The sequence below is a fragment of the Ruegeria sp. AM7 genome (assembly GCF_056535965.1).
Genome location: NZ_JBQFJE010000003.1, coordinates 204,723 through 225,434, shown reverse-complemented (window position 1 = coordinate 225,434; position 20,712 = coordinate 204,723). Strand labels below are relative to the sequence as shown.

The 20,712-nt window shown below is 57.3% G+C and carries 23 protein-coding genes; 8 read left to right on the top strand and 15 right to left on the bottom strand.

Features of this window, described 5'->3' with window-relative positions; translation table 11 throughout:
- The first annotated feature begins 167 nt into the window (after positions 1-167).
- The gene (locus tag ACR3EG_RS04805) at positions 168-824 is read left to right on the top strand and encodes a helix-turn-helix transcriptional regulator (RefSeq protein WP_480483350.1); all 657 of its coding nucleotides are present in this window, start codon (positions 168-170) and stop codon (positions 822-824) included.
- Positions 824-1,312, top strand: a complete 489-nt coding sequence (locus ACR3EG_RS04800) for an A24 family peptidase (RefSeq protein ID WP_480483348.1) — start codon at positions 824-826, stop codon at positions 1,310-1,312. Before ACR3EG_RS04805 ends, ACR3EG_RS04800 begins: the two co-directional genes overlap by 1 nt.
- Before the next feature lie 6 nt (positions 1,313-1,318).
- Here ACR3EG_RS04800 and ACR3EG_RS04795 read toward each other — a convergent pair whose 3' ends face one another.
- The 15 genes from ACR3EG_RS04795 to urtA all read right to left on the bottom strand — a co-directional run bounded on the left by ACR3EG_RS04795 (position 1,319) and on the right by urtA (position 16,647).
- Complete coding sequence (locus ACR3EG_RS04795) at positions 1,319-2,302, bottom strand: type II secretion system F family protein (RefSeq protein WP_480483346.1); 984 nt, start codon at positions 2,300-2,302, stop codon at positions 1,319-1,321.
- Positions 2,303-2,314: 12 nt separating this feature from the next.
- Positions 2,315-3,343, bottom strand: a complete 1,029-nt coding sequence (locus tag ACR3EG_RS04790; RefSeq protein WP_480483344.1) for a type II secretion system F family protein — start codon at positions 3,341-3,343, stop codon at positions 2,315-2,317.
- Positions 3,344-3,354: 11 nt separating this feature from the next.
- Complete coding sequence (locus ACR3EG_RS04785; RefSeq protein ID WP_480483342.1) at positions 3,355-4,752, bottom strand: TadA family conjugal transfer-associated ATPase; 1,398 nt, start codon at positions 4,750-4,752, stop codon at positions 3,355-3,357.
- Between the two features lie 48 nt (positions 4,753-4,800).
- Positions 4,801-6,003 carry a CpaE/TadZ family protein gene (locus ACR3EG_RS04780; RefSeq protein WP_480483340.1) on the bottom strand — a complete coding sequence of 401 codons (1,203 nt, stop codon included), beginning with the start codon at positions 6,001-6,003 and terminating at the stop codon, positions 4,801-4,803.
- Between the two features lie 11 nt (positions 6,004-6,014).
- On the bottom strand, positions 6,015-6,653 hold the full coding sequence (locus ACR3EG_RS04775; protein WP_480483338.1) for a TadE/TadG family type IV pilus assembly protein: 639 nt from the start codon (positions 6,651-6,653) through the stop codon (positions 6,015-6,017).
- Positions 6,650-7,156, bottom strand: coding sequence for a TadE/TadG family type IV pilus assembly protein (locus tag ACR3EG_RS04770; RefSeq protein ID WP_480483336.1), 507 nt, complete (start codon positions 7,154-7,156; stop codon positions 6,650-6,652). The genes ACR3EG_RS04775 and ACR3EG_RS04770 overlap by 4 nt, the downstream gene beginning before the upstream one ends.
- A complete protein-coding gene (locus ACR3EG_RS04765; RefSeq protein WP_480483334.1) occupies positions 7,153-8,730 on the bottom strand; it encodes a pilus assembly protein TadG-related protein in 1,578 nt (525 codons plus the stop codon). Before ACR3EG_RS04765 ends, ACR3EG_RS04770 begins: the two co-directional genes overlap by 4 nt.
- A 28-nt stretch (positions 8,731-8,758) precedes the next feature.
- On the bottom strand, positions 8,759-9,619 hold the full coding sequence (cpaB, locus tag ACR3EG_RS04760) for a Flp pilus assembly protein CpaB (protein WP_480483332.1): 861 nt from the start codon (positions 9,617-9,619) through the stop codon (positions 8,759-8,761).
- Between the two features lie 164 nt (positions 9,620-9,783).
- Entirely contained in the window at positions 9,784-9,963 is a 180-nt protein-coding gene (locus tag ACR3EG_RS04755; RefSeq protein ID WP_209195222.1) for a Flp family type IVb pilin, read from the bottom strand.
- A gap of 151 nt (positions 9,964-10,114) precedes the next feature.
- Positions 10,115-10,294, bottom strand: coding sequence for a Flp family type IVb pilin (locus tag ACR3EG_RS04750; protein WP_480483330.1), 180 nt, complete (start codon positions 10,292-10,294; stop codon positions 10,115-10,117).
- Positions 10,295-10,683: 389 nt separating this feature from the next.
- Positions 10,684-11,379, bottom strand: coding sequence for an urea ABC transporter ATP-binding subunit UrtE (gene urtE / locus ACR3EG_RS04745; protein WP_480483328.1), 696 nt, complete (start codon positions 11,377-11,379; stop codon positions 10,684-10,686).
- 3 nt (positions 11,380-11,382) lie between these two features.
- Positions 11,383-12,123 carry an urea ABC transporter ATP-binding protein UrtD gene (urtD, locus tag ACR3EG_RS04740; RefSeq protein ID WP_480483326.1) on the bottom strand — a complete coding sequence of 247 codons (741 nt, stop codon included), beginning with the start codon at positions 12,121-12,123 and terminating at the stop codon, positions 11,383-11,385.
- Entirely contained in the window at positions 12,120-13,349 is a 1,230-nt protein-coding gene (urtC, locus tag ACR3EG_RS04735) for an urea ABC transporter permease subunit UrtC (RefSeq protein WP_480483324.1), read from the bottom strand. Before urtC ends, urtD begins: the two co-directional genes overlap by 4 nt.
- Positions 13,350-13,352: 3 nt before the next feature.
- Positions 13,353-15,305, bottom strand: a complete 1,953-nt coding sequence (gene urtB, locus ACR3EG_RS04730) for an urea ABC transporter permease subunit UrtB (RefSeq protein ID WP_480483322.1) — start codon at positions 15,303-15,305, stop codon at positions 13,353-13,355.
- Positions 15,306-15,366: 61 nt separating this feature from the next.
- Positions 15,367-16,647 carry an urea ABC transporter substrate-binding protein gene (urtA, locus tag ACR3EG_RS04725; RefSeq protein WP_480483320.1) on the bottom strand — a complete coding sequence of 427 codons (1,281 nt, stop codon included), beginning with the start codon at positions 16,645-16,647 and terminating at the stop codon, positions 15,367-15,369.
- Between the two features lie 360 nt (positions 16,648-17,007).
- On the opposite strand from urtA, the gene ACR3EG_RS04720 reads away from it, so the two are divergent.
- From ACR3EG_RS04720 to ACR3EG_RS04695, 6 genes are all read left to right on the top strand, one after another.
- Positions 17,008-17,862 carry an urease accessory protein UreD gene (locus ACR3EG_RS04720; protein ID WP_480483318.1) on the top strand — a complete coding sequence of 285 codons (855 nt, stop codon included), beginning with the start codon at positions 17,008-17,010 and terminating at the stop codon, positions 17,860-17,862.
- 1 nt (position 17,863) lies between these two features.
- Positions 17,864-18,166 (top strand): urease subunit gamma, encoded by a 303-nt coding sequence (locus tag ACR3EG_RS04715; RefSeq protein WP_480483316.1) that lies wholly within the window; start codon positions 17,864-17,866, stop codon positions 18,164-18,166.
- 15 nt (positions 18,167-18,181) lie between these two features.
- Positions 18,182-18,343 carry a peptidase M23 gene (locus tag ACR3EG_RS04710; protein WP_170353404.1) on the top strand — a complete coding sequence of 54 codons (162 nt, stop codon included), beginning with the start codon at positions 18,182-18,184 and terminating at the stop codon, positions 18,341-18,343.
- A complete protein-coding gene (locus ACR3EG_RS04705; protein ID WP_480483314.1) occupies positions 18,340-18,645 on the top strand; it encodes an urease subunit beta in 306 nt (101 codons plus the stop codon). Before ACR3EG_RS04710 ends, ACR3EG_RS04705 begins: the two co-directional genes overlap by 4 nt.
- Positions 18,645-20,354 (top strand): urease subunit alpha, encoded by a 1,710-nt coding sequence (ureC, locus tag ACR3EG_RS04700; RefSeq protein WP_480483312.1) that lies wholly within the window; start codon positions 18,645-18,647, stop codon positions 20,352-20,354. Before ACR3EG_RS04705 ends, ureC begins: the two co-directional genes overlap by 1 nt.
- Before the next feature lie 121 nt (positions 20,355-20,475).
- Positions 20,476-20,700, top strand: coding sequence for a DUF1127 domain-containing protein (locus tag ACR3EG_RS04695; protein ID WP_480483310.1), 225 nt, complete (start codon positions 20,476-20,478; stop codon positions 20,698-20,700).
- The last annotated feature ends 12 nt before the right edge of the window (positions 20,701-20,712 follow it).

The window sequence follows — 20,712 nt, the reverse complement described above, 5'->3', positions numbered from 1 at the left end:
CTGGAGCGTGGCTGCCAAATGCGCTTCATGCACGAGCAATCATAAATTTCATTCATTGGAGTCAGGGCGGCCTTGTTCTGGACGCAGCTCTCAATGGTATAGTGGAAGCCTTCGGTGCAGACTGCGCCGTCATAAGCCGTTTGTGGCTGAACAAAGGTGCCCACAGGGTGGCCGCGCGTTCGGACGCGCGCGATCCATCAATCAGCCGCCCTCTGTTCTTGTCCTATGCCAATGACGCGCTTGGACCTTTTCGCAACATGCCGAAAAGGGCATCGGTTTTCAGTTTGCGTGAAGATGGCGAGGACCCTGCGAAACTGTCACCGGTTCTGACAGATTGGATTGCGCATCGCAAAATCTCGGACATCCTGTTCCTGTGTCTGGACCATCAGGCTGGCGAAATAGACTTTCTTGAGCTGCACTTTGGTCAGAATCCCGAACCCGGCTATAAAGAGGCAATCGAACAGATTGCTCCGCAGTTATCTGAGACGTTTCAGAGCCGGCGCGCTGGCCTTGTGACCGAGGCATTGTCCCGGCAGACCGTCGCAACCATCCGCAAGACAAGTATTGAAGTGCCCATCTTGAGCACCGAAAACCCTGCGGGGCTTACCCGTGCCGAATGGCGTGTGTGCGTATTGGTGTCTCGCGGCATATCATCCCAAGGTATCGGAGCTGAGTTGGGAATTGGACCTGCAACTGTCAGGACACACCTCAAACATATCTATTCGAAAACCGGTCTGGATAATTTCCATATGCTGGCACGCAGACTAGTGTCGGTCGAAGAGCGCGAGGCGCTGTACGGGAAACTGCATCAAGCAAGGGCTTAATGCCTGAATTAGACTGGCAAAACTGGATTGCCCTATGGCTGTTCGCGCCGCTGTTTGCGGCTACAGCGTGGACTGATTTCACTCAGCTGCGAATTCCTAACACCTATTGCATCATCGGCCTGGTCATCTTCGTGGCCACGACCCCGTTTCTGGACTGGCACGAGTTGTTCATGCGCCTCATGATTGGCGGAGCGTGCTTTCTGCTTTGCTTTGGCCTGTTCGCAGTCAGATGGCTGGGCGGCGGGGACGCCAAGATGCTTCCTGTCGTGTTTCTCATTGTTCCAAGCCCAGCAATTCCCGACTATTTACTGCTCTTGGCCGCAGGTATGGGTCTGGGGCTTGTTGGGATGGCCTTGGTACGGCGTTATGCCAAAACCCTATCTCCGCGCTTCAAATCAACTGCCCAATCGCGAGAGTTTCCAATGGGGATCGCGATCGGGTCTTCGGGACTGGTTTTGACCGTGCATTCTGTCCTTCAGTATGCGTAGTCAGACTTAGCTTCCAAAAGTCTCCATGTATCGAATCACGATCGGAGCCAGGATCAAACCAGCAATAGCTGGCAACATCAGGCTGGCCATGACTGCCGACATTTGGACGGGCAATTTGTTGGCCTTTTCCTGAGCGCGCACTTCACGCAGTTCCCGCATCTCTTCCGCATACGTGTTCAAGGCAGAAGCAAGCGGAACACCAAACCGGGTCGACTGAAGAACGACACTTACAAAAGCACTCATTTCCTCGATCCCGGTTCGACGCGCCATACGCATAAGAGCTGTGTCACGATCCCGACCTGCCTGAATCTCGCTTAGCGCGATCAGTATTTCTTCGGACAGTTCTGGAGCAACCAATTGCATTTCGACAGCAACTTTTAGCAGAGCCTGATCGAATCCCATACCAGCTTCGATCCCGATCTGCAGAAGATCCAGCATGTTCGGGAAGGCGCTCTCCATCTGCCATTTGCGCTCTTTGATGCGGGCTTTCATCCACAGATGAGGAACGTAGAACCCGATCGCACCCAAAATGACCACGTTTCTTAGAGTCGCCAGCAAGTCCAGGCCGCCCATATATTCTGCAATCCGCGCGCCAAAGTTGTTCGGCGGCTGCCAGTTGAGCAAAAAGATAAAGGTCATCGGCAAAAAGGTCGCCAGGCCCAACCGGATAAAGTAGTAACCCGCAATCGCGTTCTTCCCGCGAAAGCCAGACTTGGCCAGCACCTGCCCGACTTCGAGGCGCTCGCTTGCATCGGCAGGGATAAGCGCTGCGCTCAGGCCAGTCGGCGTTTCGCCTTCCAGTTTATCCGGCGTTCCCCGAGCCAGATTTTGGCGCGGCCGACTTGGCGCCATGCGATCAGCAGCGGTTGAGCGTTCTTTGAACGTGGACGAAATTCCAAAAAAGGCAAGCACTGCACCAAGAATCACAATTGCAAGCAAAAGGATTTGAGACCCAATTTCGTCAGCAAGAATAGAATTGATATATTCCATCGGGGAAACTCCTTATATCCGGAAATTCACCAGCTTAAACAAGATGATGGCATTCAGAACCACCGCTACCCCGATCACACCCATTACCGGCCAGAATGACGGAGCATCCGCAACATCGCCGTAATAGGTCGGTGTCATGATCGTCATAAAGACAGCAATGAGAACGGGAATACTGGATAGGATAAATGCGGTCATTCGACCTTCCGCCGAGATCGCCTTAACTTTACGGCGCAGCGACATTCGCGCGCGAATAACCCGGGCCAGAGTTCTGAGGATTCCGGCAAGATCACCCCCGGTACCATGCTGCATCATCAACGCAACGGCCAAGTACTGAATGTCTTCTTCGTCAATACGATCGGCAAGGGTTTTCAAGGCATCCGGCAGTTCTTCTCCGTAGGCAACCTGGTCGACAATCAGCCCGAACTCGGTGCCGATAGGATCAGGCATCTCTTCGGCAACGCTCTGCAACGTCGTGTTCAGCGGATGCCCAACTTTCAAACCCCGGGCCATAAGGTCCAACGCATCAGGCAGTTGCTTGATCAGCGTGGCCTTACGCTTTCTCAACGTGCTTCCGAGGATAACAAGCGGGCCCAGCAAGAAAACCACGGCCGAGATTGGCACAACCTGCACCGGGTTAGACACGAGCGAACCGCCAATTGCGCAGACAAGAAAGGCCGCAGCACAAGCCATCAGGAACACCTCGGGGGCCATGTTTAACCCGGACGCTTTCAACGCTGCCGGAAGATCCCCCACGAACGGGAAATTCCGGATCAATGGCTTGGCTTCCTGCGGTTTAAGCAGGTTCAGAACATCTTCGCCGCTCTTACCTTCGTTTAGCAACTGAACGCGACGATTGATCGCTTCTTCGCGGTTTTCACCCCGCTTCAGGAATTGCCGCAGCCCTTCCCATGCGATCAGAGCCCCCAGAAAAACAGCCAACGCGAGAACAAAGCGCGCATCAAAACCGAAGATTTCCATCTCGGGCCCAACAATGCCGTTGATATCGAGATTGGAAAAGAATGATCGAATTTGCTCGAACATGACCCGCCTCCTTAGGTGAACTGGACGGTGGACAGGTCTACCCCAGCAGCGGCCAATGCTTCGCTCGACTTCGGCCGGATACCGGTTGCCTTGAACCGTCCCAAAACTTTGCCGTTCTCATCTTTACCTTCGCGCTTGAAGACAAAGATGTCTTGCATGGTCACAATGTCCCCTTCCATGCCGGTCACTTCAGCAATGGAAGTCACGCGGCGGGTACCGTCTGACATTCGGTTCAACTGCAGAACAAAGTGCACTGCCGAGGCAATGGTGGCGCGAATGGCCGAATGTGGCAGTTCCATTCCACCCATCTGAACCATCTGTTCGACACGCGACAGGGCATCTCTTGGGCTGTTCGCGTGGACCGTAGTCATCGATCCGTCGTGGCCTGTGTTCATGGCCTGCAGCATGTCAAAGGCTTCCGAGCCGCGTACCTCGCCTACGACGATACGGTCCGGGCGCATCCGCAGCGCATTTCGAACAAGGTCACGCTGCGCCACAGCTCCTGTTCCGTCCAGACCAGCCGGACGTGTCTCCATGCGCAGCACATGTTCCTGCTGCAACTGAAGTTCCGCGGCATCTTCAATGGTCACGATCCGTTCATTCGAGCCAATGTAAGAAGAAAGCGCGTTCAGCATCGTCGTCTTACCAGAGCCTGTACCGCCCGAGATCAAAACATTCATCTTGGCGTCAACCAGCCCTCTCAGCAGGTTTGCGGCACTGTCGTTCAAGGCGCCGTTGTTCACCAAACGCTGCATCGTCAAAGGAACGCGTGCAAATTTACGGATCGACAGGGCAGGACCATCCAAAGCGCAAGGCCGAATAATAGCGTTCACACGGCTACCATCCTCGAGACGTGCGTCCACCCAAGGCTGACGTTCATCAATACGGCGACCAACCCGGCTAACGATTTTGTCGATGATACGCAGCAGGTGGCGTTCATCACGGAACCGGGCTTCAGTTTTTTCAAGGATACCAGCGCGTTCGACAAAGATCTGCTCATGGCCGTTGACCAGGATATCGTTGATCGTAGGGTCGGCCAGCAATGGCTCGAGCGGGCCAAGGCCCAGGACTTCATGCATTAGCTCTTCGACAAGCTCTTTGATCTCTTCGCTGCGCATCGCACGGCCTTCATGGCGCAACAGATCTGTAGCGTGTTTGCCAATCTCGCCGCGCAGAGTGTCCTCTTCAACCTTGTCGATGACCGCGAGGTTCAGCTTGTCCAGCAGCGAGTTGTGCATCCGCGCCTTCAGGTCAATGCGATCCAACTGTCTTTCGCGATCAACGACCTTTTTCTCGGCTTCAAAGGCTGCGATGTCTGATACGTTAGAGTCCAGCTTCTTGGTATCCAAGGGAACGACCTTGGGTGCGCTGGGTGCTGTACGGCTCGTTCTGTCAAATTCACGAAACATTCTTTCAACCTTTTACTTTATCTTGCATCACGGCTTGGGGAACGGACGTCAGCTGTTCACGCGCGGCGGCAGAGACGCCCGCGTGTCATCCGCCAGCTTCTTGATCGCCCGGGTCGCTGGCGCCCGGTTGGACACGTCCTGCAAGGGAACGCCTCGATCAACGGACTCGCGCACTGTACGCTCGTCCTTTGGCACCCAATACGAGAAGTCTTTTTCAAGTAGCTTGGTCGCCGCGCGGTGATGGGCCGCGGGGAACAAGGGTTTTTTCTCAAGGCTTGCAACCAGTTGAATGTCCAAAGCCGGGTTTTCGCTGTGATAAAAATCAATCAGCTTGCGGGCAGAGCGCACCGACGGCACGGCAACATCCGTAACCAGATACAGCCTGTCCGCCTGAGCGAGCACCGGAGTGATCCATTCGACCAAAGCACGCGGCAGATCAACCACAACGTAGTCGTGAGACCGGCGCAAACTGTCCAGAATAGCGTCAATCTGTTCGTCTTTGATGGCAGACAGCGGGCCATAACGTGATGGAGCTGCCAGAACATCTACACCGCATGGTGCTTTGGTCATCGCCTGATCCAGAAACGCAGTGTCAGGAATGCTTTCTTCCATTGCCATGCGCCACATGGCATCGCTTTCTTCCACGTCCATCAGGGCCGCGATGGAACCAAACTGGAAGTCCAGATCAACCACTGCAACCTCGTTGGCCGCTTTCTTCTTGAAGAAACCTTCTTTCTGCTGCAACTCGTTGGCCATATTTGCGGCCACAAGCGAAGAACCAACACCACCACGAGATTTTGCCACGGCAATTACTTTGCCCAGCGTTGCATGACCGCCCCAAACTGCAGGCAACTGAGCTTGGCGGCGAGTCCGGATCGCATCAACCTGCGGCACGATCTCCTCGTTGATCGCGGTCCGGGGTAAAACGTCATCGACGCCCAATTTCTTAAGCTGTCTAGCTTTTTCAAGCGGCAGATCTTCCGGGGCCAGCGCAATGATAATTGCGTTGGGCATCCGCGCATCGCAGATGCTCTGTGCTGTTTCCAGCATTTTGTCGCTGTCTTCCTCGACGTCGAACAGAACCACATCATTCAGCGCCGTAAGCGAGATGGCCGAACCGTTCACACCCGAGACCGTATCTTTTCGGCCAGTGAACTGGCAGTTCTCCTGTTCAGCAAGAGACCCTTCAATCGCCGAGTAGATCTCTTCGTCGGGCGAAATCAACAATACTGAAATCTGTTTTCCACTCATTATCTTTCTCCTTACTCTGCTGCCCCGATGCCCAGGTCTTCGGCAGGAACCGAAGTGCTCATCGCGGGAAGGGAAATACTATTTGGGGTGTTTGAAGTTACCGCCGGGCTATTGGAAGCCAGTGCTGCCAGTCCGGCCAGCGGCATTACGAAATCGAAGTCCACATCAATCAATTCGGCCGTAACAACTGGCGTATAAGGGCCGCCCAGAAAACCCAGGCGTGGATCGTGAGTATAGGCGAACTGCACATTCGTCGGGGTTGTGCCAGGTGGCAGAAGCGATTGGATTTCATCCCAGATACGCTCACCGTAGGCAGTGCTTGTGTCCAGACGGCACGGGGCAGGCAAGTTCGGGACTGCACAGATGCCACCTACGCGGCACAAGGTTCCGAACCGAGGAGTACCTGTTGGATTGTTGACCAACTCATGTGACGCAGGCAACGCTCCGCACTGCGCAGGACCGACAGTTGCCAGCCGTGCTGCTTTTTGCATCGCCTTCTGAGCCGTTGTTGTCGACCAGTACAGGCGACCATAATCCACGATGCCAAACATCAGCAAAAGGAACATCGGAACGACCAGCGCCATTTCAACAAGGGCTGCACCGCGTTCTTGCGTACGGAATTTGCGAAAGATGCTAACCAGACGTGTCATATGCCAAACACCCTGCTTTGATCCGAGATTTCCATGTTCAACGGGCCCAGAGCGCCACCGAACAAGCTGAAAACGTTGCCGAACAAGAATTCGACGCGAACCTGAGCGGTCACTTCCACCACCGAGGCCGGGTTGACCCTATAGGCGCCATTACGACGCAGGCAGGTGGGGATCACGTCCACGACAGACGTCCCAACCGGCATGATAGACGTGCCGCCAAGCTGGTTTGTAACGATTTCTGTCGCTGTTATTTCGTAGTCACCGCCCAATGTGACCGGTCCAGTGGCCGTTGCGCACAAGTCAATCGGAGCCGTCCTTGCGATCATCCGGGATGCATCGCGGACACCGGCAGCAGCAGCCTGATGCGCCCAGGTGATCCGGCTGCCTTCGATAATCACTGCAATGAACAGCAGCAGCAGCGGAAGAACCATCGCGAATTCGACCATCGGTGCGCCAGATTCACAGCGCTTGAGGCGTTGGATATGCGAGATCAAGCGTTTCACCGGTACAACCTCACGACATCGCGGAAAATACCGTCATCTTCACTGCCGCCCAAACCGGCGCCGCCGACTTGTTCGACCACTTCAAGGTAAATGTCGAAATCGGTACCCGATGAATTCGCCAGAGGCTGGATCATGAAGCCTTTGACATATTCCTCAACCGGAACATCTACGGCACGGCCTTGAACGTTGTTCGCGGCGCAGTCGATCGCAGCCAGAATAAAGGTGCGGCGGTCGGGATCAGTCGACGCAGGCGTGGAGCACTGCGCGCGCCCAGTTTCCGAGCGATTAGACAGGATCGGGCCGCCTGAGAATTGATTGATCTCTTCAAGATACATTTGGTAGCGCGTTGTTCCGCCTGCAGATGGCAGTCCAGTCGGCATGTTACGGATCACATTGGCTCCGTCGGAATTGTTTACCGGCAGCGGATTGTTCAAAGGATCAAGGCCCGCGCCATAGTTCACATCCAGATAATCCTGACGACCATTGGACCAATCGCCATTTCCAAACCGACCACCGCTGTTGGGGACTAGCGAACCGCAAGTATCAGTTGCAAAACAGTCATCCGGCGGGAAAGGCATGGTATCTGTGGACAGCGTGGGCTGACCGCTGATACAGCTGTTGCCATTTCCATTGCCATTTCCATTGCCATTTCCATTGCTAGTGGGTTGAACCCATCCTGAAATAACCTGCGGCCCCGGCGCGTAATCGGGATCATTTCTTTCGTTGGTCAAGGTCGACGTAAAATAGTCAAAGCGCGAGTTATAGATTGCTCCGCCGATGCCCTGGCGCTGACCGGGTTCGGTATCAACACCCCGCTGCACGACGCAACGACCTTTGTTACCCTCAGCAGCGATCAGGCAAATGTACAGGTTCGAGCCGTTCAGCCCCGCACATGGCCCCGTCGGATTGATGCCAAAATCAGTTGGATCAAGGAACCCAAAGTTGCCCGGACCCCACGCGGCATTGGCCTGACCAGTGCGCAGTTTGATCGTGGATCCGATATTCGCGTTAGCAGTCCAACCCGGAGGGATGCAGAACATAAGCGGAGTGACATCACAGGCGTAGGCCGTGAAACCTGCAATCGCCTGTGCGCTGACCTCGGCATCTTGCGGGGTCGCACCAAGCAAAGTTGCCAAAGCGCGCGAGAATGGAAGGAAAACTGTCCGTGGCGTTGCGGTAACCTCAGCCATGACGGCCAAAGTCGGGTCGGTCGTCACAAAACTGGCGACAGAGGCTTCGTCGCGCGCGTCATTGGGCAAACCAGTCAAAAACTGGATATCGAAATCTGCGGCCGAGTCCAGTGCGCGATCGCCTTCGGCAAAGAACTGTTCGTCCGCAATCATCGCAGCGGCAGCGGCCTCAGCCCGGGTAATCGCATCTCCTTCGCCGTCCAGTTCACCAGCGGCAGCCAGCGCAACGTGATCAGCGTAGGACTGAAGGTCGGTTTGGGTGGAAACGACACGGCCAAGGTCAAAAGTCAGCGCGACAAAGCCAAAGATGAAAACCAGGCTCATTCCAACAAAAACCAGAATTGCGCCGTCTTCTTTTTTCTTGAACTCTTTAACCGTAAACATCGTCAAACCCTCCCAAACTCTCCGTGCTTTAATTCACTGTCCCGGACGTGTCTGTGACGGGGACGTCCTGTTCGGCAGCGGCCGCAGTGGGATTTTCCACCCTGAACTCCTCGACCTCGGAAATACCGCGACGCACTTTGACAATCGGTTGCGGTTCACCATCTTCTGCTGGTGACTTTTCCAGAAGAATATCGCTCAGGCGTACTGCTTCGAGCGGCTCATCGTCTTCTGTGTTCAGTGAACGCAGTGAGAGGCTCAACTGACCTGCCTTTTGCGCCAAGGCCAAACGCTGACCTTGCTGCGGGGTGACTTCAACCGTCACGGTCCGTGCGATACCGGGTTGATCCAGCTCCTCATCCGCAGTTTGGTCGACGCCGATAATGCGAATATTTTGAAGAATTGTAATGGCGCGCAGCTCATCATTGGACCCGCGGGTCAACACGATGTCTACGAAATCGCCAGGTGTGACGAAACCGCCAACGCCGGTTTGCGCATCGACACTGATGGCAACCGCCCGGTTGTTTTCCCCGATCGTCTGCACAATCGTGACTTTCTCACCAAAGTCCGAGACCTTTGAGGCCAACAAAATCTCACCCTGCGCCAAAGCACGCTTCGCGCGACGCGGATCTGCTCCGGTTTCAGGTAGAACATCATCAAAGTTGGTAAACACACCAGCCGGAACCGACTCTGCCGGCCAGTCGATCGTGGTCAGCTTGTACCTTTCGATCGGTGTTCCAAATGGAATGTCTTCAGCAACTGCAACAACGCGGACGATTGATGCGTCTGCAGCAGCTTCCTGATTTCGTTGAATTTGGTCCTGGGCAATAAGAACGGCACCGCCTGCCAAACCGACACCCAAGAATGTCATCAAAAAAGACTTAACGCGCATAGTGCCCTCCAATTTCCGAAGTCGGTTCAGGCCGTCAGATTGGAGCGAATTGCTGTCTTCATTAACAAACCGACTGATGAACTGACGAAAAAACCGTTAATTCTGGGGTGACACCCCGACTTTTAGCCGGGGAATCAAAGTTTTAACCTATCATTGAAGATTGGTTAGCGGGTCGCCGCACCAACCGCGTCTGAGAAGTTCGAGCTAGTCGCGTTAGCCAAACCGGTCAGAACCACACCGCCAACAACAATAGCAACAAACAGGGCAATGCCATATTCAACCAAAGTTGCTCCGCGCTCATCTTCACGCAGTCTCAAGAAAACCTTGCGGATAGAATTTTTCATAAGGTCATACTCCATAATGTTTAACCGAGTACGAGATTTAAGCGCAAACCCGTGGTAGGTGCTTCTACTTAAACTGATACCTCAATGAGGTTTTTCTTCACCAACGTATGAGGTATCAACTGTTCAATCTCGTGTCGTAGCACAGGATTGGTTAGCGGGTCGCCGCACCAACCGCGTCCGAGAAGTTCGAGCTGGTGGCGTTGGACAGCTGAGTGAGCACTGTACCGCCAACAACGATCGCAACAAACAGGGCAATACCATATTCAACCAGGGTCGCGCCGCGCTCGTCTTCACGCAGTTTCAGGAAAATCTTGCGAATTGAATTCTTCATAATTTGTACTCCAGACTGTTTTACCAAGTGCGAAATGACCGCACACACACGAGGTTCACATCCCCGTTAACAAAATTGATACCAAGCGAGTCGCGATGGAACCTCCCCCCAAACGAAAAGGTTTTCCCGCATAACGGGAATTTTCTTTCAACTTGGGCGGATTTGTGGCCAGAGTTGGGCTGAATATGACCGCCAAACACAAAAATTCACAGATTCGCCACGCACACGAATCGTGTTTTGACAGCTCGCGTAAGCCCAAAAGCCCGACAAAACACCGAAAACCAGTGCACTTTTCCGAAGTTGACCGGAAAACCTAAGCCACAAAATGCAAAACGGCCCCTCGCTCGCTCGGGGGCCGTACAGCGTTTTTCGTCTTAAGTTGCTAGACGTTAGACCGTCACGCCCTGTAAAACCTGCTCTCGCGACAAGTCCTGCCTTGCCCCTTCCATCAGGATGGAACCACGTCTGAGCACGACAAAACGGTCGGCAAGGTCGTAGGCAAAGTCGAAATACTGTTCGACAAGAACGATGGCCATCTCACCCTTGCTTCTGAGATGCCGTATGACATCGCCGATCTGTTGGATGATATTGGGCTGGATACCCTCGGTCGGCTCGTCCAGCAAAAGCAGTTTGGGTTTGGTGATCAAGGCACGCGCAATTGCCAGTTGTTGCTGTTGGCCGCCTGACAGGTCGCCTCCCCGGCGATTTTGCATTTGCTTCAGGACGGGAAACAGATCGAAAATCTCGTCCGGGACGAAATGCTCGTCCTTTGGCAAGCACGCAAACCCGGATTCAAGGTTTTCGCGAACAGTCATCAATGGGAAGATTTCGCGACCCTGCGGAACATACGCTACTCCTTTCCATGCCATCTTATGTGCGGGCAAGGGCGGCAACACTTCCCCATTCAGCTCCAACCCACCGCCCGAACGCGGGTGGGTACCGGAAATCGCCTTGATCAGGCTGGTCTTGCCGACGCCATTGGTGCCCATCACGCAGGTAACTTCGCCTTGCGCGGCCTGCATCGAGATACCGTTCAGGATTTGCGAATGCCCGTAATGCAGGGTCAGATCGTTCAGTTTCAGCATCGCCTAGCGCCCCAGATAGACGTCGATGACGTCCTGATTTGATGTGACATGGTCCAAAGACCCTTCGGCCAGAACCGAACCCTCGTGCAGCACGGTGACTTTGCAGTTCAGGCGGCGGACGAACTCCATATCGTGTTCCACGACCACCACAGCGCGGGTCTTTGCAGCCTGCACCAGCAGATCGGTGGTGTGTTCGCGTTCCTGCGGGGTCATCCCTGCGGCGGGCTCGTCAACCAGCAGCAAGCGCGGCTCCTGCGCCAGAAGCATCCCAATCTCGAGCCATTGTTTCTGCCCATGGCTCAGCTCGCCCGATTTGCGGGTTAACTCGTCCTTCAGGCCGATCTCGGCGGCCAGTTCCTCGACTTTCTCCAGATCACCCTTTGCAGGGCGATAGAACAGCACGCCCAGCCAGCCGCGTTTGTTCTTCAGCGCCATAAGCAGGTTTTCCTGCACGGTCTGATCTTCGAACACGGTGGGTTTCTGGAACTTCCGCCCGATGCCGGCCTGCGCGATCCTGGCCTCGCTCATGCGCAGCAGGGATATGGATTTCTCACCCCAGATCACGCGGCCTTCGTCGGGCCGGGTCTTGCCGGTGACGATATCCATGAAGGTCGTTTTACCTGCCCCGTTCGGCCCGATCACGGCGCGCAGTTCCGCGTTGCCGATCTGAAACGACAGGTTGTTGATGGCGCGGAACCCGTCGAAGGTGACGGACACGCCACTGACTTCTAGCAGAGTGCTCATTCCGTGGCCTCCTTTTCGCGCAACGCGCTTTCATCGGGTCCAAGGGCCGCGCCGTGGCGCTGTGGCGCGCGGCGGTTGGACCAGAGGTCGAACAGCCCCCCGATCCCCTGCGGGGCGAACAGTGTGACCAACACGAAGGATACGCCCAGCAGCACCTGCCACCAGTCAACCCATTTGATCGTGTAGAATCCCAGCGGAATGTCCGGGGCCTGCCCGCCCGTAAACCACGTGCTGAGTAGGCTGACGAACGCCGCACCAATGACGGCACCGTACAGGCGACCGCGCCCGCCGATGGCGACCCAGACAGCCAGATAGATCGAAGCGATGGGGGCCATCTCTTCGGGGTTGATGATGCCCGCCTGCGGATAATAGAGCGCGCCAGCGATGGCGGCGATGCAAGCGGTCAGGGTGAAGACGGCCAGCTTGTAGACCTCGACCGAGTAGCCGAGGAACCGCACCCGCGCCTCGTTATCGCGGATGCCGCGGATGACCGAGCCGAACTTGCCCGACACCACCCATGCCGCCAGCATGTATCCCAGCCCCAAGGCCAGTGCCGAGGCCCAAAGGAACCAGACCGACACCACGTCCTGTGATGCGGTGACTCCCGGCAGGTTCTGCAAGCCCGACAGGCCATTGTTGCCGCGCAAGCCGCTGTCGTTCTGAAAAAGGTACAGGGCCAGAGCCAAGGTCATCGCTTGCGTCAGGATCGACAGGTAAACGCCCGTGACCCGGCTGCGGAACGCGAGCCATCCGAAGATCAGCGCCAGCAGGCCGGGCACCAGCACGACCAGTACCAGTTGCAGGAACAGGCTGTCCGAGAAAGCCCAGATCAAAGGGAACTCCGACGATCCGACCACGCCGAAGATCTGCGTGCCGATGGCGTCAACGACCTCGGATGACATCGGAGGGATTTCGGCTTGCGACAGCGACTCGACCACGATCAAGCGGGTGCGTTCGTACATTAGCCACATGCCGATCATGTAGCCGCCCAGCCCGAAAAAGGCGAAATGGCCCAGTGAGAGGATGCCGGTAAAGCCCCAAACCAGATCCATTGCGACAGCGATCAGGCACAGGCACAGGGTCTTGCCCAGCGTCTTGACGAAACTGGTCGAGATCACGCCGATGCCGAACCCTTCGGACAGGACGGTAACGCCCAAAGTGAACAGCGATAGGATGGCCAGAAAGACCAGCACCGATGGGTTTTTGGCGACAAAGCTGCGTTCCATGGCTCAATCCCCCGCCGCGCGGCCTTTTAGGGCGATGATGCCCCTTGGCCGGAACTGGATGAAAATGATGATAAAGACGATCATGTAGGTCTGCGCTGCGAGGGTGTTCGATGGGTTCATCCACTCGATCCCCTTTTGCAGGAAGCCGATCATGCCTGCGCCTGCCAGCGCACCCCAGATGTTGCCGACGCCGCCCACAACAACTGTCATAAAGCTCTGCACGATATAGTCGTTGCCCAGATCGGATGTGACCTTGGCGAACAGACCAATCGCAACCCCGGCTATTCCAGCGATGCCGGAACCAAGCCCAAAGGTCAGCATATTCACCCGCCCCGGATTGATCCCCATCGACCCCGCCATGCGCGCGTTCTGCGTCACCGCGCGCATCTCAAGCCCCAAACGGGTACGCTTCATAATATACAGGAACAGCCCCAGAAAGATCATCGCCAGCACGAATATCGCGATACGGATGTAACTGATCGAGACCACATCGTTCAGCACCCATGCTCCGTCCAGCCAGCCCGGTGCAGTCAGTGGGCGGGCCTGCGTGCCAAAGATGTTCTTGGCCAGTTGTTGCAGCGCAATCGAGATACCAAACGTCGCCAGCAGAGTCTCCAGCGGGCGAGAATAAAGCCAACGGATCACCAGCCGCTCCATCGCGACGCCCATGGCGAAAGTGACGGCAAAGGCCATCGGGATGGCGACGATGATCGACAGCGTATGGTCGGGGATAAACTGCTGCACCACATAGCCGGTATAGGCGCCCATCATGATGAACTCGCCATGGGCCATGTTGATCACGCCCATCACGCCGAAGGTGATGGCAAGACCGATAGCGGCGAGGAAATAGATCGAGGCCAGAGAAATCGCGTCCAGCGTCAGGTCGAGGGTCTGGTTCAGGCCGACCTTCAGTTCGATTTGGTCCAGCGCCTTTTCGGCGGCGGCTGTGACTTCGCCCGACGGCTCTGCATAGGTTTCAAAGAACACATGCGCGCCCAGCGCTGCATCGATGTCAGTCTGCGTGATCAACGCGGGAACAGTTCCGGCTTCGGCCAGCGCCGCATAAGCCTGCGCGCGGGCGGCGTCGGAGTTCAGTTGCGCGACCGGAACACCGCCCACGCGGCCTCCGTCGATATTGGCAGCCAACGCCGCACGGATGTCATCCGCCGAAACACGCGGCGCGGCCAAATCGCTGGCAACCAACAGGTCATAGGCCGCATCACGCGGCAGGTCATCCGAGCCGGGCTGCAGAACACCGGCGATATTCACATCCGAAGGCAGGTCCGTCGCCGTCTGTAGCTTGGTCACGACCAGAGGGTTCAGCGCCGCGCGGACATCCACCCCCAGATCGTCGGACATCTCCTCGATCGCGGCCACGCGCGCGGCGGTATCTTCGTCATACCCAATGGTCAGCAACCGTTCCAACCGCTGTTTCTGCGTTTTCAGATCGGTATCGGGTTCGTCGTCAATCGACGCGCGCAGCGGCTCAAGCAAGGCGCCTTCGGGGTCACGTTGGATAGATGTCAAAGCAGCCAGTCGTTTTGCACGATCCGGGTCGGACAGCTGAAATTGCACCAAGGCCGTACCGATCATCGCACGGACGCCACTGTTGGGTTTCAGCTGTTTCAGCTCGGATTTCTCGAACGTGCCGACCACCTCTCCGGTGTCGAAATCGGTCAGCTCATAGGACCGTCCCTCACCCTTTTTCCCGGCAAAGAACAGGCCATCCGACTTGCGCATCCACACGTTTTTGGCGGCCCATGTCTCAAGCATTACCTGCGCCTGCGGCAGCCCACTGCTGGCGATCGCGTCAATCGCTGGTCCGATCGTCTTGCGCGAGCTTTTGGCGATGATCTCCTGATGCTCTTGCAGGATCGGTTGCAGACCGGCCTCTTGCGCGTTGGCAGTCAGGCAGGCGCACAGGATTGCGAGGCCCGCAAGGAATAGTCGTAACATGTGGAGAAACCCGAGTGTCTTTGGGGGCAAGGCGGGCGGTCACACCCGCCTTGCGTATCGTTTAGTAGTTCGACAGCGTCTGAACGCAGGTCTTGGTCTCGGTGTTGTACATACCGCAGCCCAGCTCTTTCCAATCCGAGATCAGAACCGCCGATTCCGGCAGGAAATCGGTCCAGGCATCGCCCGGCACAACGTCGGTCTCGCTGATGATGTCGAACTGACCGTCTTCCTGAATCTCACCGATCAGAACCGGCTTGGCCAGGTGGTGGTTCGGCAGCATCACAGCCGTACCGCCGGTCAGGTTCGGGAATTCCTGCCCGTACATCGCGGCGCGCACATCGTCGACTTCGGTCGAGCCCGCTTCGGTCGCGGCGTTCACCCACATGTTGAAGCCGATATAATGCGCCTCCATCGGGTCGTTGGTCACGCGTTCGTCGCCCATGGTGGCTTTCCATGTTTCGACGAATTCAGCGTTCGCATCGGTGTCGGCCGACTGGAAATAGTTCCACGCGGCCAGATGGCCCACAAGGTTCGCGGTATCCAGACCGGACAGTTCTTCTTCACCAACCGAGAAGGCCACGACCGGAATGTCATCGGCTGAGACGCCCGCGGCCGCCAGTTCTTTGTAGAAGCCGATGTTTGCGTCACCGTTGATGGTCGAGATCACGCCAACCTTCTTGCCATCCGCGCCCAACGCGACAACGTCCGCCACAATCTTGGACCAGTCGGAATGACCGAACGGGGTGTAGTTGACGAAGATATCCTCGTCCGCGATGCCTTTGCCCTTCAGGTAGCTTTCCAGAATGTTGTTGGTGGTCCGCGGGTACACATAGTCAGTGCCCAGCAGCGCGAATTTCTCGACACCCAGCTCGTCCAGGAAGTAGTCAGTCGCAGGGATCGCCTGCTGGTTCGGCGCGGCGCCGGTGTAGAAGACGTTTTTCGACGATTCTTCGCCCTCGTACTGAACCGGATAGAACAGCAGGCCGTTCAGCTCTTCGATCACGGGCAGAACCGATTTCCGGCTGACCGAAGTCCAGTTGCCAAAGATCACATCCACCTCATGCACAGTCAGCAGCTCGCGCGCTTTTTCAGCGAACAGCGGCCAGTCCGATGCGGGGTCGACGACAACCGCCTCAAGCTGTTTGCCCAGCAGGCCACCCTTGGCGTTTTGCTGGTCGATCAGCATCAGCATGGTGTCTTTCAGCGTGGTTTCCGAGATCGCCATGGTGCCCGACAGCGAGTGCAGCACGCCCACCTTGATGGTGTCTTCTTCGGCCAGCGCGGCGGTCGCCATGGCAGCAAAGACAAGCGAACCGGCAAGTGTGGATTTGAGAGATGTCATAAAGATCCTCCTGGCAGGGCGCAGGTGAGGGCTTGCGCAGCAGCGCGCCTTTCTTCTACCTGATCCCCGCAACTGTTGTTGCGTTCCGTGTGGCGGTTGTGTCCGAGGTCCAATTCGCGCAGCCGTCACACACCCCCAGGGATCGTCCCCGTGGCGGGCACCCATACGGTTTCTGCATCGCAGAGAATTTAGCAAATGGTTGACAGATCATTTCCCTCGATCCGTCGTATTTGTTTAATTTTAAGGCAGTCGTTAACGTGATCGCCTAAAAATTAATCTGCCGCACCGAAACACCACCCAAATCCGACACGGAAGAATAGAGTTCCGACGCCCAAACGGTGAAACAGGCGGCAGAACAACGTGATCCGCAGGTGCCCCATTACACATCATGCCTCGATATTGCCCACGCAGGCCGCGCAACCGCCGCGCGCACAGGGTGCGATTCGGCTGAGTGCCAAACGATTGGGCAAAACTTCGGTTCTGGACGGCTTCCGGCAGTCAGGCTCTTTCAAATGCCTGTTCCCGCGCACCGAAGGTGACGCGCTGGACGCTGTACTGTTGAACACCGCAGGTGGGATCACCGGCGGCGACACGTTCCGCTTTACCGGCCACGCGGGCAAAGACACGACCCTGACGCTAACCACCCAAGCCTGCGAACGCGCGTACAAAGCCAAACCCGGCCCCTCGGGTCAGATCGTGAACCACCTGAGCGTCGCGCCGGGCGCGCGGCTGAATTGGCTGCCGCAGGAAACCATCCTGTTTGATGGCAGTGCGCTGGATCGCCGGTTGCAGATCGACCTTGCCCCGGATGCCACTGCACTGATGGTAGAACCGCTGGTCTTTGGCCGCATGGCCATGGGTGAGACCCTGACTGATATCCGCCTGCGCGACCGGATCGAGATCCTGCGCGATGGCACCCCCCTGTTTCTCGACGCGATGCAATTCACAGGTGATCTGCACGCCCATCTGGCCAAACCGCATATTGCAGGCGGTGCGGGCGCGATGGCGCTGGTGGCCTTTGTCTCACCCACAGCCGAGGGCCAGATCGACCCCATTCGCAATATGCTGCCTGACACTGCTGGAGCCTCGCTGATCCAGGACGATCTGCTGGTGATCCGGGTGCTGGCCGAAAACAGCTTTACCCTCCGCCGCACGCTGATGCCGATGCTACGGCGGCTGAACAATGACACGCTTCCCCGATGCTGGATGATCTGACATGAACCTGACCCCCCGTGAAAAAGACAAACTGCTGGTCGCCATGGCCGCCGAGGTCGCCCGCAAACGGCTGGCCCGCGGCGTCAAGCTGAACCACCCCGAGGCGATCGCCCTGATCACAGACGCGGTGGTCGAAGGTGCGCGCGACGGCCGATCGGTGGCTGACATGATGCAAGCCGGGGCCGAAGTGATCACCCGCGCGCAATGCATGGAAGGCGTGCCCGAGTTGATCCACGAAGTTCAGGTCGAGGCCACCTTCCCTGATGGCACCAAACTGGTGACCGTCCACAACCCTATTCGCTAACAAAGGAAAACTGATATGACCCGTATGCTCTTCCCCGCCCTGATCCTTGCTGGCCCCGCTGCGGCCCACAACGGCACACATGTCCACGCGCATGGCACAGACTATGCCACTTTGGGCGTCGGTCTGGCGGTTGTCGCGCTGGCCGCCGTCGCATTGATGGTAAAGCTAAACAAATGATCCCCGGAGAGCTGTTCCCAGCCGAGGGTGAGATCACCCTGAACGCGAACGCCGAGGCGATCACCCTCATGGTCGCCAATACCGGCGACCGTCCGGTTCAGGTCGGCTCGCACTATCATTTCGCCGAAACCAACCCGGCGCTGGATTTCGACCGCGCCGCCGCACATGGCCTGCGTCTGGACATTGCGCCCGGCACCGCCGTTCGGTTCGAACCCGGTCAGGCGCGCGAGGTCCTGCTGATCCCCATCGGGGGTGCGCGCAAGGTGTACGGGTTCAACCAAAAGGTCATGGGGTCACTCTGATGCCAGCAACACTCAAACGCTCTGACTATGCCGCCATGTTCGGCCCCACCACTGGTGATAAGCTGCGGCTGGCCGATACCGATCTGGTGATCGAGGTCGAACGCGACCTGACCACCTATGGCGAAGAGGTCAAATTCGGCGGCGGCAAGGTGATCCGCGACGGGATGGGGCAGTCTCAGGCCACGCGGGCCGAGGGGGCCGTGGACACGGTCATCACCAACGCGCTGATCGTGGATCACTCGGGCATCTACAAGGCGGATGTGGGTCTGAAAGACGGGCGCATCGCCAAGATCGGCAAGGCCGGAAACCCCGACACGCAGCCCGGTGTTGACATTATCATCGGGCCGGGGACTGAGGCCATCGCGGGCGAAGGGCGCATCCTGACCGCCGGCGGGTTCGACAGCCATATCCATTTCATATGCCCGCAACAGATCGAAGATGCGCTGCATTCCGGCCTGACCACCATGCTGGGCGGCGGCACTGGCCCGGCCCATGGGACGTTGGCCACCACCTGCACACCTGGCCCCTGGCATATCGGGCGGATGCTGCAGGCCGCCGACGCGTTTCCGATGAACCTGGCCTTTGCAGGAAAGGGCAACGCCTCGCTGCCCGCCGCGCTGGAAGAACAAGTCAACGCGGGAGCCTGTGCTCTGAAACTGCACGAGGATTGGGGCACAACCCCTGCCGCCATCGACTGCTGCCTGACGGTGGCCGATGCGATGGACGTGCAGGTGATGATCCATACCGACACGCTGAACGAATCCGGTTTCGTGGAAAACACCGTAGGTGCCATGAAGGGCCGGACCATCCATGCCTTCCACACCGAGGGTGCGGGTGGCGGCCATGCCCCGGACATCATCAAGATCTGTGGCGAGAACCACGTTCTGCCCTCCTCCACCAACCCGACGCGGCCCTTCACCGTGAACACGGTTGAGGAGCATCTGGATATGCTGATGGTGTGCCACCACCTCGATAAATCCATCCCCGAGGACGTGGCCTTTGCCGAAAGCCGCATCCGGCGCGAGACGATCGCGGCCGAGGATATCCTGCACGACATGGGTGCCTTCAGCATCATCGCGTCCGACAGTCAGGCCATGGGCCGGGTCGGAGAGGTTCTGATCCGCACATGGCAGACCGCCGACAAGATGAAGAAACAGCGCGGCCGCCTGCCCGAGGAAACCGGCGAAAACGACAATATGCGCGTGCGTCGCTATATCGCCAAATACACAATCAACCCGGCGATTGCGCACGGTCTGAGCCATCAGATCGGCAGTATCGAAGAAGGCAAACGCGCCGATCTGGTGCTGTGGAACCCCGCCTTTTTTGGGGTCAAGCCCGAGATGGTTCTGCTGGGCGGCACCATCGCCTGCGCGCAGATGGGTGACCCGAATGCCTCGATCCCGACGCCGCAGCCGGTCTATAGCCGACCGATGTTTGGGGCCTACGGGCGCTCGGTCGAGCATTCGGCGATCACGTTCGTCTCGGGCGCGGCGCAGGCTGCAGGGATTGGTGACACACTGGGGCTGGCCAAGCAAACCGTTGCGGTAGAGAACACCCGCAATATCGGCAAGCGCGACCTGCTGCTGAACAACGCGACGCCGCAGGTTGAGGTTGATCCCGAAACCTACGAAGTCCGCGCCGATGGCGAATTGCTGACCTGCCAACCGGCCGAGGTTCTGCCGATGGCCCAGCGGTACTTTATGTTTTGACCAAAAACTGTGCTGCGTTGCTGCATTTGCAACGCGGCCATGACCAAAAACCCACTACTCAATGAGGCTGACATGACACATTTTCAAGCTCATGGGAGGACCAACGGAAACGAGGGTCCAAATGGCACATTCAGCAACTCATACCCCGACGCGGTTCTCGCTATTCGGGCTGATCGCAAACTTCGCAACACGCGTCAATTCCATGCTGATCCGCATGGCCGAAGCCCAGACACGGGTTCGGCAAGTCGAGTTCCTGCAATCGCTCAGCGACGAGGAACTGCACAAACGCGGCCTGACCCGCGACCGGATCGTTCACAGGGTGTTTGCGGACTCGATCTGGCTCTGACCGCGCGCGCTG